Here is a 12776-nt window from a genome sequence, read left to right as displayed (position 1 = left end):
GGCACCCCCGAGGACGCACTCGACACCGCCTGCCACCTCCACCTCACCGGTCTCGACACCTGACACGGGCAAGCGCACGCCAAGCCCGACGTCAACCCCCGAAGGATTTACGACGCAGACCACTTAGTCCCGCTTACCCGGCCCCCGGACCGCCCTAAGGCGGTGCCTGGTCGGCTCTTTCGGAGCTTGTCCGTTTCGGATCGGACGGCCCGGGAGGGACTCCTGTGCGAGGGGCGTCAGGCGGCGCTCGTCGGCGCGGGGAGGAGGACGTCGAAGTACATGAGGGCGAACAGGAGCACGCCCAGGGCGCCGAGCGCGATCGCGGCCCAGGCCACGGAGCGGATCCACGTCGGAAGGGTGCGGCCGGGAACCCCGAAGGCGGGGCGGGCCAGGACGAAGAGTGCGAGGAGGAGCGCGATGGCGGACAGGATGCCGTTGACGAGGGCGGTCGCGTGCCAGGGGGCGCTGTACAGGGCCGCGATCTTCGCGTTGTTGTCGGCGGTCTGGCTCAGGTCGAGCTGGTTCACGAGGTTCTGTCGCTCGGCGACGACCCGGGAGACCCAACTTCCGCTGAGGGCGACGACGCTCAACCCCGCGGCCACGATCGCGGACGCCGCGGCGGCGACGCCGCCGACCTGCGCGGATTCCTCGTCCTCGGCGGCGAACTCGGCGTCGAGGTCATCGTCGGACGCCTCGGGGCGGGTGGACCCGTCGAGCGGCTCCGCCGCGGCCTTGTCGGCCGGTTCGACCGTGTCGGACCCCGTGTGCTCGGTCCGGGCCTCGGCCGGGGTGGTCGCTGTCGCCTTGTCTTCGGTGGGGTCCGTTGCGGGGGCCGTCGGGTCGGGGGTCTTCTTGGTGTCCATGCGGGGCACGGTAGGCGGCGTTTCTGAGAGGTTCCTGAGAAGGTCGCGCGACCGCCCGGGGGGCATCTCCGCAGGTGGGCAACGGGCCGGGAGTCCCGCCGGCGACCCCCGCCCCCGGGACCGGGCCGACGATCGCGAACGGCTCGGCAGCCCCGCCGGCGGACCGTCGGCCCACGACCGCGAGACGCCCTGTCGGGGCTGTGCCTCGGCCTGCCGCGACACGGTCCCGAGTGCCTCGCCGAGCACCTGGTCCGCCGGAACCCGAACGTGCCGGTCGTGGATGGCGTTCGGATGCGGCCGGAGGTCACGGGTGGAGTGGCCGTACCGCGTCGCCGCCCTCTCCGGGGACCCGCCGAGGCGTGCCCGCGGGTCCGGCACGCGTGCGGAGCCGTGGGCGACCGGTTGCAGGGCCGCGCCGATCGCGGTCCATGTGGGCGAGGAACTCCTCGGCGTGGCTGATCTCCAGCGAGAACAGCCGGGCGTCATCGGCGAGGTCGATCGAGAACATGCGGTTTCCTCCTCGGGTCTCGGGCGGCGGGCTCGCGACGCGTCACCGGGATGCGGTGGGCTGCGCGGCCTCGTCCTTGTCCTTGCCTTGGCTCGCGTCCTTGCCGGCGCCGCCCTTGCCGGCGCCGCCCTTGCCGCTGCCGTCCCGGGCGGTGTCCGCGTCGGGTCGCTGCGCCGGGAGCGTGGAAGGGGCGTGGGAGAGCGGAGGTTCGATGCTGATGCGCGGGAGCCCGCGGTCGAGCCAGGCGGGCAGCCACCAGTTGGCGCCGCCGAGCATGTGCATGAGCGCGGGGACCAGCAGGGTGCGCAGCACGAAGGCGTCGAGTGCGACGGCCACGGCGAGGCCGATGCCGAACATCGCGATGATGCGGTCGCCGCTGAGCACGAAGGCGAGGAACACCGAGATCATGATGACGGCAGCGGAGTTGATCACCCGGCTGGTCTCGGCGAGGCCGACGCGGACGGCCCGCTTGTTGTCGCCCGTCTCCAGCCATTCCTCGTACATCCGGCTGACCAGGAAGACCTGGTAGTCCATGGACAGTCCGAAGAGCACCGAGACCATGATGACGGGCAGGAAGGGCTCGATCGGGCCGGCGCTGCCGAGACCCATCGTCTCGCTGCCCCAGCCCCACTGGAAGATCGCGACGACGACGCCGAAGGACGAGGCGACGGCGGCGACGTTCATCACGGCCGCCTTCACCGGGATGCCTATGGACCGGAAGGCGAGCAGCAGGAGCACGCAGCCGAGGGCGATGACCACGCCGACGAAGAGCGGCAGCTTGCCGATGATGACCTCGGCGAAGTCGTCGTAGCCGGCGGTCACGCCGCCCACGTGGACCTCGGTCGAGCCGTCGTTCGCGACGTGCGGGATGACGTCCCGGCGGAGCGTGTCGACCAGGTCGCTCGTGGCCCGGGACTGCGGGGAGGAGTCCGGTACGACGGTCAGGACGGCGGTGTCCCCGCTGCCGTTGAAGACCGCAGGGCCCGCGGAGGCGACGCCCTCGGTGGTGCGCAGGGCTTCGGTCAGACGGTCGACGGCGACCCGGCCGCCGGCGCCGTCGAGGCGGGCGACCACCGCGAGCGGTCCGTTGGTTCCGGGTCCGAAGCCTTCGGCCAGCAGGTCGTACGCCTTGCGGGTGGTGGCGGTGGCCGGGTTGTTGCCCTGGTCGGAGGTACCGAGGTGGAGGCTGAAGGTCGGCAGCGCCAGGACCACCATCACGGTCGTGGCGACCGCGCCGAGGAGCTTGGGCCGGCGTTCGACGAAGGTCGACCAGCGGACGGCGAAGCCGGTGGGGGGCTCGGGCCGGGGGCCTTCCCGTGCGAGCGTGCGGCGTGCGCGGCGCGAGAGGGCGCGCGTGCCGATGTACGAGAGGAGGGCGGGGAGCAGTGTCACGGAGGCGGCGACGGTGAGGACCACGGTCAGGGAGGCCGCGATCGCGACGCCGTCGAGGAAGTTCAGTCTCAGCACCAGCATGCCGAGCAGGGCGATGCAGACGGTCGCGCCGGCGAAGACGACGGCCCGGCCGGTGGTGGCGACGGCGTCCGCGGCGGCCTGCTCGACCGGGAGGCCGCGGGCGAGGGCCTTGCGGTGCCGGGTGACGATGAACAACGCGTAGTCGATGCCGACGCCGAGGCCCACGAGGGTGCCGAGCATCGGGGCGAAGTCCGCGACCGGCATGGCGTGTCCGAGCAGGGTGATGCCGAAGTAGGCGGTGCCCACGCTGACCAGCGCGGTCGCGATGGGCAGCAGGCTCGCGGCGAGCGAGCCGAAGGCGAGGAAGAGCACCACGGCGGCGATGGCCACGCCGATGGCCTCGGCGAGGTGGGCGCCGGGTGCCTCGGTCAGGCCGATCGCCCGGCCGCCCAGCTCGACTTGGAGGCCGTCGGACTCGGTGGTGGGGTTCTTGGCCGTGGTGACGACGGCTCTGGCCTGGTCCTTGGGCACGGCGTCGGCGGGCCGGTCGAAGGTGACGACGGCGTAGGCGGTGCGCCCGTCGGGGCTGATCCGGGCGGCCTGTTCGGGGGCGGGTCCGTAGGGGCCGGTGACCGATCCGACGCCGGGGAGCGCGGCGATCGCGTCCAGTGCCCGGGTCATGCGCTCTTCGACGGCGGGGGTGCGGGCGCTCTGGTGGTCCGGGGCCCGCCAGACGACGGTGTTCGTGTCACCGCCCTGGCCGTGGAAGCCTTCGCGCAGCAGGGTGTTGGCCTTGGCGGACTCGGTCCCGGGGACTTCGTAGTCGTTGGTGAAGGCCGATCCGGCGCTTCCCGCTGCCGCGGCGGTGCCGCCGAGAGCGAGCAACCAGATCAGGACGGTGACCAGTCGGTGTCGCATGCACCAGCGTGCGATTGCTGCCAACGGACGTGCTCCCTGGTGGTTCGGATCTTTACCGGGGAGGGCCCGTCGCAAAGAACACGTGAACGCGTGCAGGCCGGGACCGGTGTCCGGGGGGTCTCCTCGGCCCGACCGGTTGGTCCACACCTCTACCTACTTCACCTGCAACGATCTCAGCGATTGGTGATCGTTGGCCCCTTTCGTGTGCATCGTCACAGGTACTTGGGGAATGCCCGATGTCGCAAGAGAGTCGAGGGCCGGATGAGGCTCAGGGGCGCGGGTTGCCGGGTTCCCCGTCGGCCCGGTAGCCGGGAACGGACGGCCATCGGACGGTGAGCACCACGGTGTCCTCCTCCGCGTACCAGGAGTGGTCGACGCCGCGCCCCCAGACCGCGTAGTCGCCCTGCTCGGCGAGGACCACGGTCCGGCCGGGGAACTCCAGCCGGAAGCGCCCGCTGATCAGCACCTGGAGCGCGGTGCGCTCCTCGCCGGTCACCCACCGGGCCCGCTCGTCGCCCTTGGGGTGGACGCCCCATTTGATCTCCACGTCCTCGCTGTGGCGGGGATCGCCGGGCGCCTTGAAGTGACCGAGGAGCCAGCCTCGGTCGGCGGCGGCGTCGGGAGTGGCTTTGCCGGTGTAGACGGCGGAGTCGACGTTCACGGAGCGAGGTTAATGCAGTTGTGGCGCCCGGACTCGGCTGGTGAGCTGGCCCGATGAGCATGGATGGCACGGAATTGCTGAAGGTACGGGCGCTGTACGACGCGCAGATGCGCCGGGGCGCGCAGCCCGACTCGGCGTCGGCCCGGGTGGAACGGGTGGGTGCGGTCGTCCGGCAGACCGTGTCCGGGCCCGGCTGGAACGGCGTGGTCTGGTCGGACCTCGACGCCGGGACGGCGGACGCGGAGATCGCCGCGCAGATCGCGCACTTCGCGGGGCGGGCGAAGGCCGGCGAGGCGACGGACTTCGAGTGGAAGTTGTACGACCACGACCGCCCGGCGGACCTCGGGGAACGGCTGCGCGCGGCCGGGTTCGTGCCGGAGCCGGCCGAGACGCTGCTCGTGGCGCGCACGGCCGATCTGGCGGCGCTGCCGGTCCGTCCGCCCGAGGGGATCACCTTGCGGGTGGTGACGGACGAGGCGGGGGTGGACCTGATGATGGAGGCCCACGGGAGGGCGTTCGCCACCGAGAGCCCCCGGATCCGGGAACTGGTGCTCGGCATGCTGCGGGACGCCCCGGACACCGTCGAGGCCGTCGTCGCGATGGCGGGCGACACCCCGGTCTGCGCGGCCCGGATGGAAATGCCGCGGGGGGTCTCGTTCGCGGGGCTCTGGGGCGGCGGCACCGATCCCGAGTGGCGCGGGCGCGGGATCTACCGCCTCCTGGTCGCCCACCGCGCCCGGCTGGCGGCGGCCCGCGGCATCGAGTACCTCCAGGTGGACGCGACGGAGGACAGCCGACCGATCCTGGAACGGCTGGGGTTCAAGGTGCTGGGAGTGACGGTTCCGTACGTGTGGGAGGGCTGAAACAGGGGCCCGCCGAGCCCTTCCGGCCGTCAGGTCGGACGGGCAGGATCATGCACATGGAACGCATCTCACCCCCCGGCACCGGAGGCGAGCGCGAAACGCTCCGCGCCTACCTCGACTTCCACCGCGCCACCCTCGCGCTGAAGTGCGAGGGTCTGGACGACGGGCAACTGCGCCGCCGGGCGTCCCCACCGTCGACGCTGTCCCTGATGGGCCTGGTCCGACACATGGCCGAGGTCGAACGACAGTGGTTCCGCCGCACGATCGGCGGGGCCGAGGTCCCGCACCTGTGGTCCGACCGCCACGACTTCCAGGCGGCTTACGACGCCACGGACGCGAGCGGGGCCGAGGCCTTCGCGGCCTGGCACGCCGAGGTCGCACACTCCCGGAAGGTGGAGGCGGCCGCCGCGTCCCTGGAGGTGACGGTGTACGTCCCCAAGTGGGAGGAGGAGGTCTCTTTGCGCCTGGTGATGCTGCACATGATCCACGAGTACGCCCGTCACAACGGGCACGCCGACTTCCTCCGCGAGGCCGTGGACGGCACCGTCGGCGCGTGAGCGACACGGCGTCCGGCTCGCGCCGGGGCCGACACGGCGTCCGGCTGTCGTCGGGGTCAGGCGGCGCGCCAGTAACCGAGGCCATTGACGCGCTGCTTCGGCAGGGCCAGGTCCTTGCGGAGGTACGCGGTCAGCGCGCGGGTGGTCGAGGCGTCGCAGGCCGGCCACACGTACGCGGAGGCGGGGTCGGCGACCAGCTCGGGGAGCTGTCCCTTGACCTGCTCCACCAGGTTCGCCCCGGCGCCCGCGCCGCGCGCTCGACGCGGCGGATGTCGTGCCGGTCGGGGTCCAGGCGGACGGGGAGGTCGGCGTCGGCGGCGTGCCGGGTTTCGAACCAGATCGTGGCGGACCTCCTCGGGTAAGCGTCGAGGAGGGAGTTGATGGCCGGGAGGGAGGCCGGGTCTCCGATCACCAGGAGGCGTTCGGGCTCGGGCGCGGGGGCGGTGAAGCCGGTGCCCTGGATGCTGGCCTCGATGGTGTCGCCGGGTTCGGCGGCTCGCGCCCAGGCGCTGGCCACCCCGTCGTGGAGGGCGAATTCGAGGGTGAGGGTGCCCGTCGCGGGGTTGGGGTCGACGAGCGTGTAGGCGCGCTGGTGCGGCTTGCCCTCCTTGCCCCTCGGCACGGGCACGCACTGTCGAGCTTCTGGTTAGGTCAGCCTCACCTTACTTGGCGAACGGTGTGACGAAAAACGGCCCGCACCGGTCAACACCGGTGCGGGCCGTCCTTCGTTCGGGGACTAGCCCTCGGAGACGCCCAGGCGCTCCAGGATGAGTTCCTTGACGCGCGCCGCGTCGGCCTGACCGCGGGTGGTCTTCATGACCGCCCCGACCAGGGCGCCGACGGCGGCGACCTTGCCGCCGCGGATCTTGTCGGCGATGGCCGCGTTGCCCGCGATGGCCTCGTCCACGGCCGCGCCGAGCGCGCCCTCGTCCGAGACGACCTTCAGGCCGCGCTTGTCGACGACCTCGTCCGGGGTGCCCTCGCCGGCGAGGACGCCCTCGATGACCTGGCGGGCCAGCTTGTCGTTCAGGTCGCCCGCGGCGACCAGCGCCGCGACCCGGGCCACCTGGGCCGGGGTGATCGGCAGCTCGTCGACGACGACACCCTGCTCGTTGGCGTTGCGTGCCAGCTCGCCCATCCACCACTTGCGCGCGGCCGCCGAGTCGGCGCCCGCCTCGATGGTGGCGACGATGGAGTCCACCGCGCCCGCGTTGAGGATCGACTGCATGTCGTGCTCGCTGACGCCCCACTCCTCGCGGAGCCGGTTGCGCCGCACGCGCGGCATCTCGGGCAAGCCGGTGCGCAGTTCCTCGACCCAGGCGCGGGCCGGGGCGACGGGCACCAGGTCGGGCTCCGGGAAGTACCGGTAGTCCTCGGCGTTGTCCTTGATGCGGCCGGCGGTGGTGGAGCCGTCCTCCTCGTGGAAGTGCCGGGTCTCCTGCACGATCGTGCCGCCGGAGGACAGCACGGCCGCGTGGCGCTGAATCTCGTAGCGCGCCGCACGCTCCACGGAGCGGAGCGAGTTGACGTTCTTCGTCTCCGAGCGGGTGCCGAACTTCTCGGTGCCGTTGGGGCGCAGCGACAGGTTCACGTCGCAGCGCATCTGGCCCTTGTCCATCCGGGCCTCGGACACGTCGAGCGCCTTGATGACCTCGCGCAGCTCCGCGACGTACGCCTTGGCGACCTCGGGGGCCCGCTCGCCGGCGCCCTCGATCGGCTTGGTGACGATCTCGATGAGCGGGATGCCGGCGCGGTTGTAGTCCAGCAGCGAGTGGGACGCGCCGTGGATGCGACCGGTGGCGCCGCCGACGTGCAGCGACTTGCCGGTGTCCTCCTCCATGTGGGCGCGCTCGATCTCCACGCGGAAGATCTCGCCGTCCTCCAGCTGGACGTCCAGGAAGCCGTTGAAGGCGATGGGCTCGTCGTACTGGGAGGTCTGGAAGTTCTTCGGCATGTCCGGATAGAAGTAGTTCTTCCGGGCGAAGCGGCACCACTCGGCGATGTCGCAGTTCAGCGCCAGGCCGATCTTGATCGCGGATTCGATGCCGATCTCGTTGACGACCGGCAGCGCGCCCGGCAGACCGAGGCAGACCGGGCAGGTCTGCGAGTTGGGCCGGCCACCCAGCTCGGTCGAGCAGCCGCAGAACATCTTGGTCCTGGTGCCGAGCTCGACATGGACCTCCAGGCCCATGACGGGGTCGTACGACGCGAGGGCGTCCTCGTACGACAGCAGTTCAGTGAAGCTCACGGTGGATGTTCCCTCTCAGCCCAGCAGGACGTCGTCGTCGCCGAGGCGCTTCAGCTCGCGGTACAGGATCGCGAGGCCGGTCACGATGGCGGCGGCGGACACGGCGGCGTCGATCAGCTTCAGCACGTCGTGTTCGGTGCGGGCCTTCTTGACCTGCTTGATCACGCCGAGGGCGCCGAAGGCGGTGGTGCCGATCGACAGGTAGGTGCCGGTCTTGGACTTCTTGAAGCCCTTGGCCTTGGACAGTGCACTGGTGCTCACAGCGACGGTGCCTCCTCAAGCAGCGGGTGACCCCAGCGCGCGACGAAGGCAGCCTCGACGGCCGCGCCGACCTTGTACAGCCGGTCGTCCTTCATCGCGGGGGCGATGATTTGCAGTCCGACCGGGAGGCCGTCCTCCGGTGCCAGGCCGCAGGGGAGCGACATGGCGGAGTTGCCGGCCAGGTTGGTCGGGATGGTGCACAGGTCCGCGAGGTACATGGCGAGGGGGTCGTCGGTGCGCTCGCCGATCGGGAAGGCGGTGGTCGGGGTCGTCGGGGAGACGATCACGTCGACCTGCTCGAAGGACTTCTCGAAGTCCTTGGTGATGAGCGTGCGGACCTTCTGCGCGGAGCCGTAGTACGCGTCGTAGTAGCCGGAGCTGAGCGCGTACGTGCCGAGGATGATGCGGCGCTTGACCTCGTCGCCGAAGCCGGCCTCGCGGGTCAGGGCGGTGACGTCCTCGGCGGACAGGGTGCCGTCGTCGCCGACGCGCAGGCCGTAGCGCAGGCCGTCGAAGCGCGCCAGGTTCGAGGAGGCCTCGGACGGGGCGATCAGGTAGTACGCGGCCATGGCCAGGTCGAAGGACGGGCAGTCCAGCTCGACGATCTCGGCGCCGAGCTCCTTGAGGAGCTCCACCGACTCGTTGAAGCGCTGGACGACGCCGGCCTGGTAGCCCTCGCCGGCGAACTGCTTCACCACGCCGACGCGCAGGCCGGCGACGGAGCCGTTGCGGGCCGCCTCGACGACCGGCGGGACCGGCGCGTCGATGGAGGTCGAGTCCATCGGGTCGTGACCGGCGATGACCTCGTGCAGGAGCGCGGCGTCCAGGACGGTGCGGGCGCAGGGCCCGCCCTGGTCCAGGGAGGACGAGAACGCGACCATGCCGTAGCGGGACACCGAGCCGTACGTGGGCTTCACGCCGACGGTGGCGGTGACGGCGGCGGGCTGGCGGATGGAACCGCCGGTGTCCGTGCCGATGGCCAGGGGCGCCTGGTAGGAGGCGAGGGCCGCGGAGGAGCCGCCGCCGGAGCCGCCGGGGATGCGGGTGAGGTCCCACGGGTTGCCGGTGGGGCCGTAGGCGCTGTTCTCGGTGGAGGACCCCATGGCGAACTCGTCCATGTTGGTCTTGCCGAGGATGACGACGTCGGCTTCCTTCAGCTTGCGCGTCAGGGTGGCGTCGTACGGCGGGATCCACCCTTCGAGGATCTTCGAACCGACGGTGGTCGGGACCCCGATGGTGGTGAAGATGTCCTTGAGGGCGAGCGGTACGCCGGCCAGCGGGCCGAGCTTCTCGCCCGCGGCGCGCTTCGCGTCGACGGCGCGCGCCTGGGCCAGGGCCCCGTCGCGGTCGACGTGCAGGAAGGCGTGGACCTTCTCGTCGACGGCCTCGATGCGGGCCAGGTGGGCCTCGGTGACCTCGACGGCCGTGAGTTCGCCGGAGGCGATCTTCTCGGCGGTCTCGGCGGCCGTGAGCTTGATGATCTCAATCATGGTTGTTAGTCCTCCCCCAGGATCTGCGGCACCTTGAAACGCTGCTGCTCCTGGGCGGGAGCGCCGGAAAGCGCCTGCTCGGGGGTGAGCGACGGACGGACCTCGTCCGCGCGCATGACGTTCGTCAGCGGCAGCGGGTGGGAGGTCGGCGGGACGTCTTGGTCGGCGACCTCGGAAACGCGGGCGACCGCGCCGATGATGTCGTCGAGCTGTCCGGCGAAGTGGTCGAGCTCTTCGCTTTTGAGCTCCAGACGTGCCAGCCGAGCGAGGTGGGCGACCTCCTCGCGCGTGATGCCAGGCATGCGGCGATCCTCTGGGGGTGGTGAGCGTGTGGGTTTTCAGGCCCAATCCTATGGGGCCCGCCCCCTGACCCACTAAACGGTTTGCCCCGCCGGTCGCCCGGGCCCCCGTCCGGGGGCCCGACCGGGTGATCTCAGGAGGCCTGGGTCTCCGCCGCCGCGGCGGCCGCGAGTTCGGCGGTGATGTCCGCGGGACGCCGCCAGCCGCGCTCGCCGCGGGCCAGCAGCCAGGCGGTGGCCTCCTGTGGCGGCATGGCGGCGGCGACCAGCCACCCCTGGACCGCGTCGCAGCCGAGGTCGCGCAGCCGCTCCCAGGTCTCGTCGTCCTCCACGCCCTCGGCGACGACGAGCAGCCCCAGCGAGTGGGCCAGGTCGACGGTGCACCGGACGATCTCCGCGTCCTGCGCGTCGACGGCGAGCCGGGCCACGAACGACCGGTCGATCTTCAGTTCGCTGACCGGCAGCCGCCTCAGGTGCACGAGCGAGGAGTACCCGGTGCCGAAGTCGTCCAGCGACATCTTCACCCCGTGCCCGGTCAGCCCGGCCATGGTGTCCGCCGCCCGCTGGGGGTCCTCCAGCAGGACGTGTTCCGTTATCTCCAGCTGGAGGCCGCTCGCCGGGACCCCGTGCCGCGCCAGCCGGGCGGCCACCGCTCCCGCGAAGCCGGGCGTGTGGACGTCGCGGGGCGAGACGTTGACGGCGACCGGCACCTTCAGGCCCTGCGCCCGCCACCGCGCCACCTGCGCGAGGGCGGTCTCCAGGACGTACTCGGTCAGGTGCGGCATGAGTCCGGAGGTCTCGGCGATGGCGATGAACTCGTCGGGCGAGACCCGGCCGCGCTCCGGGTGCACCCAGCGCACGAGTGCCTCCAGCCCGGCCACCTGTCCGTCGAAGCGGACCTTCGGCTGGTAGTGGAGTTCCACCTCGCCCGCGTCGAGGGCGCGCCGCAGGTCGCCGAGGAGGCCGAGCCGGTCGGGCGTGTTGCTGTCGCGTTTGGACTCGTAGACCTCGACGCCCGTCCGGTCCCGCTTGGCCTGGTACATGGCGACGTCGGCGCGGCGCAGCAGTCCTTCGGCGTCCAGCGCGTGGTCGGGGAAGACGGCGAGGCCGGCGCTGGCCTCCAGGACGAGCGTGAGCCCGTCCAGGTCGAGGGGGGAGCCGAGCTCGGCGACCAGGTGCCGGGCGACCCGCTGGGCGCTGGTGGTGGAGTCCGCGACGGGCAGCAGTACGGCGAACTCGTCGCCGCCGAGTCGGGCGACCTCGGCGTCCTGGGGCAGGGCCTGGCGCAGTCGGTCGGCGATCTGGAGGAGCAGCCGGTCGCCGGCGAGGTGGCCGAGGGTGTCGTTGACGGCCCGGAAGCGGTCGAGGTCGATCAGGACGAGGGCGGCCCGGGTGCCCAGTCGTTCGGCCTCGTCCAGCGCCGACCAGGCGCGCTCCAGCAGCCACTGCCGGTTGGGGAGCCCCGTCAGCGGGTCGCGCAGTTGCTCCTCGGCGCGGGCGCGGGCGATCCACAGGGTGGAGTCCAGTGCGATGAGCGGTACGGCGAACAACGGCAGCAGCACCGGCTGGGAGACGGCGACGACGCAGATCAGCGGGGCGATCCCCAGCAGCGCGGCGGCGACGAGCGCCTGCCGGAGCAGGGCGGTGCGGGCGACGGTGGGCAGTCCGCCCCCGCGCGGGGAGAGGGAGGCCCACAGCAGGAGGCGGGTGACCGCCAGGTAGGCGAGGGCGACCAGGATGATCTCCGGGATGGCGCCGGGTCCCCAGGTGGTGGGCTGCCAGGGGGTCTCGACCGTCGGGTGGTCGCCGAAGGCGCCGAGGACGAGGGCCCCGGCGCCGATGCCGAGGATGTCGACGGAGCCGTGGAGCAGGCCCTGCCGCCAGCGGTGCCGGCGCGCGGCCCCGACCAGCGAGACCACGGCCAGGGAGACGAGTCCCGCGGGCACCCATCCGTAGAGGACGAGGACACCGAGGGTGAGCGCGGCGCCCGAGCCGGTGCCGCCCCACCAGCGGTCGCGGCCCAGCGCGACGAGGTGGCCGACGATGATGCCGGTGAGCAGGGCGAGCGCCCAGCCCACCGTGCCGCCGGGGAACAGCGCCTGACGGTCGCTCAGGGCGGCGGCGATGCCGGTGGCGAGGGCGACGACGGACAGGCCCACGATGATGAGGGGCGTGGTCGTGCGGACGTGCTGTCCCTTGCCGTCCTGTCCCTTGCCGCCCGATCCGGTGTCGAGCGGGCGGGTGTCCGGCGTCCTGGCTCCCAGGAGCCCGAACCGTCCCGTCCGCACGGGCGGGGGTTCCCCGCCGAATTCAGGTGACGGGTCGGCGCTTTCGGTGGGTTTCATGCCCGTCCCTCTCACAGCCGGCGATGCCGATGTCACACGATGGCCCCGATGTCGTGCCGTCACGGCCGGCAGCACGTCACGCAGCCGTGCACGACAGGCGCACCCCACAACAGTAGGACGCCGAAGGGTCCCAGGGGCAGCGGTCGGCGGTGGTTGCCCGAATGCGACCCAGCCATCCTCATCAGTACGGTATCCGCCGAACGGGTGAGTTTGGACCAGGCTCTTCCGGTCCTCCATCCGATGATCCGACAGGTCACCGCCCTGCCGCCGGCCCCGTACCGGCCGTTTGGCACCGACGGCCACGCCCGGCGTGCGCCCGCCCGGACGGCCGCACGCCACGCATCAGTTCG

Annotated in this window: 10 protein-coding genes and 2 pseudogenes; 2 read left to right on the top strand and 10 right to left on the bottom strand. The window is 72.0% G+C overall.

The window, feature by feature from the left end; translation table 11 throughout:
* Positions 1-236: 236 nt before the first annotated feature.
* The 4 genes and pseudogenes from OTB19_RS24445 to OTB19_RS24430 all read right to left on the bottom strand — a co-directional run bounded on the left by OTB19_RS24445 (position 237) and on the right by OTB19_RS24430 (position 4363).
* Positions 237-863, bottom strand: a complete 627-nt coding sequence (locus OTB19_RS24445) for a hypothetical protein (RefSeq protein WP_267800514.1) — start codon at positions 861-863, stop codon at positions 237-239.
* A gap of 415 nt (positions 864-1278) precedes the next feature.
* A pseudogene (locus tag OTB19_RS24440) lies at positions 1279-1371 on the bottom strand (RimJ/RimL family protein N-acetyltransferase); the annotation flags it as partial.
* A gap of 42 nt (positions 1372-1413) precedes the next feature.
* Entirely contained in the window at positions 1414-3726 is a 2313-nt protein-coding gene (locus tag OTB19_RS24435) for an MMPL family transporter (protein WP_267800513.1), read from the bottom strand.
* A gap of 244 nt (positions 3727-3970) precedes the next feature.
* The gene (locus tag OTB19_RS24430; RefSeq protein ID WP_267800512.1) at positions 3971-4363 is read right to left on the bottom strand and encodes a signal peptidase I; all 393 of its coding nucleotides are present in this window, start codon (positions 4361-4363) and stop codon (positions 3971-3973) included.
* A 59-nt stretch (positions 4364-4422) separates the two neighbouring features.
* Here OTB19_RS24430 and OTB19_RS24425 point away from each other — a divergent pair, with 59 nt between their 5' ends.
* Both OTB19_RS24425 and OTB19_RS24420 read left to right on the top strand, forming a co-directional pair.
* On the top strand, positions 4423-5226 hold the full coding sequence (locus OTB19_RS24425) for a GNAT family N-acetyltransferase (RefSeq protein ID WP_267800525.1): 804 nt from the start codon (positions 4423-4425) through the stop codon (positions 5224-5226).
* 50 nt (positions 5227-5276) lie between these two features.
* A complete protein-coding gene (locus tag OTB19_RS24420) occupies positions 5277-5783 on the top strand; it encodes a DinB family protein (RefSeq protein WP_267800510.1) in 507 nt (168 codons plus the stop codon).
* A gap of 56 nt (positions 5784-5839) precedes the next feature.
* Here the strand turns inward: OTB19_RS24420 and OTB19_RS24415 are convergent.
* The 6 genes and pseudogenes from OTB19_RS24415 to OTB19_RS24390 form a co-directional block, all read right to left on the bottom strand.
* A pseudogene (locus tag OTB19_RS24415) lies at positions 5840-6387 on the bottom strand (siderophore-interacting protein); the annotation flags it as partial.
* Positions 6388-6519: 132 nt separating this feature from the next.
* Entirely contained in the window at positions 6520-8031 is a 1512-nt protein-coding gene (gene gatB / locus OTB19_RS24410) for an Asp-tRNA(Asn)/Glu-tRNA(Gln) amidotransferase subunit GatB (RefSeq protein ID WP_267800509.1), read from the bottom strand.
* Between the two features lie 15 nt (positions 8032-8046).
* The gene (locus OTB19_RS24405; protein WP_053677648.1) at positions 8047-8292 is read right to left on the bottom strand and encodes a hypothetical protein; all 246 of its coding nucleotides are present in this window, start codon (positions 8290-8292) and stop codon (positions 8047-8049) included.
* A complete protein-coding gene (gene gatA / locus OTB19_RS24400) occupies positions 8289-9782 on the bottom strand; it encodes an Asp-tRNA(Asn)/Glu-tRNA(Gln) amidotransferase subunit GatA (protein ID WP_267800507.1) in 1494 nt (497 codons plus the stop codon). Before gatA ends, OTB19_RS24405 begins: the two co-directional genes overlap by 4 nt.
* 5 nt (positions 9783-9787) lie before the next feature.
* Positions 9788-10084 (bottom strand): Asp-tRNA(Asn)/Glu-tRNA(Gln) amidotransferase subunit GatC, encoded by a 297-nt coding sequence (gene gatC / locus OTB19_RS24395; RefSeq protein WP_007266718.1) that lies wholly within the window; start codon positions 10082-10084, stop codon positions 9788-9790.
* Between the two features lie 131 nt (positions 10085-10215).
* Positions 10216-12426 carry a putative bifunctional diguanylate cyclase/phosphodiesterase gene (locus tag OTB19_RS24390; protein ID WP_267800506.1) on the bottom strand — a complete coding sequence of 737 codons (2211 nt, stop codon included), beginning with the start codon at positions 12424-12426 and terminating at the stop codon, positions 10216-10218.
* Between the last annotated feature and the right edge of the window lie 350 nt (positions 12427-12776).

This window comes from Streptomyces sp. H27-H5, from assembly GCF_026627505.1.
Classification (GTDB): Bacteria; Actinomycetota; Actinomycetes; order Streptomycetales; family Streptomycetaceae; genus Streptomyces.
The sequence above is the reverse complement of the archived record's forward strand: the minus strand, read 5'-3'. Positions and strand labels throughout refer to the sequence as shown.

Excerpts from the sequence above, each read along its gene's own strand:
- gatA (WP_267800507.1), bottom strand. The coding sequence starts at position 9,782 with ATGATTGAGATCATCAAGCTCACGGCCGCCGAGACCGCCGAGAAGATC.
- OTB19_RS24390 (WP_267800506.1), bottom strand. The coding sequence starts at position 12,426 with ATGAAACCCACCGAAAGCGCCGACCCGTCACCTGAATTCGGCGGGGAA.
- gatC (WP_007266718.1), bottom strand. The coding sequence starts at position 10,084 with ATGCCTGGCATCACGCGCGAGGAGGTCGCCCACCTCGCTCGGCTGGCA.
- OTB19_RS24445 (WP_267800514.1), bottom strand. The coding sequence starts at position 863 with ATGGACACCAAGAAGACCCCCGACCCGACGGCCCCCGCAACGGACCCC.
- OTB19_RS24420 (WP_267800510.1), top strand. The coding sequence starts at position 5,277 with ATGCACATGGAACGCATCTCACCCCCCGGCACCGGAGGCGAGCGCGAA.
- OTB19_RS24425 (WP_267800525.1), top strand. The coding sequence starts at position 4,423 with ATGGATGGCACGGAATTGCTGAAGGTACGGGCGCTGTACGACGCGCAG.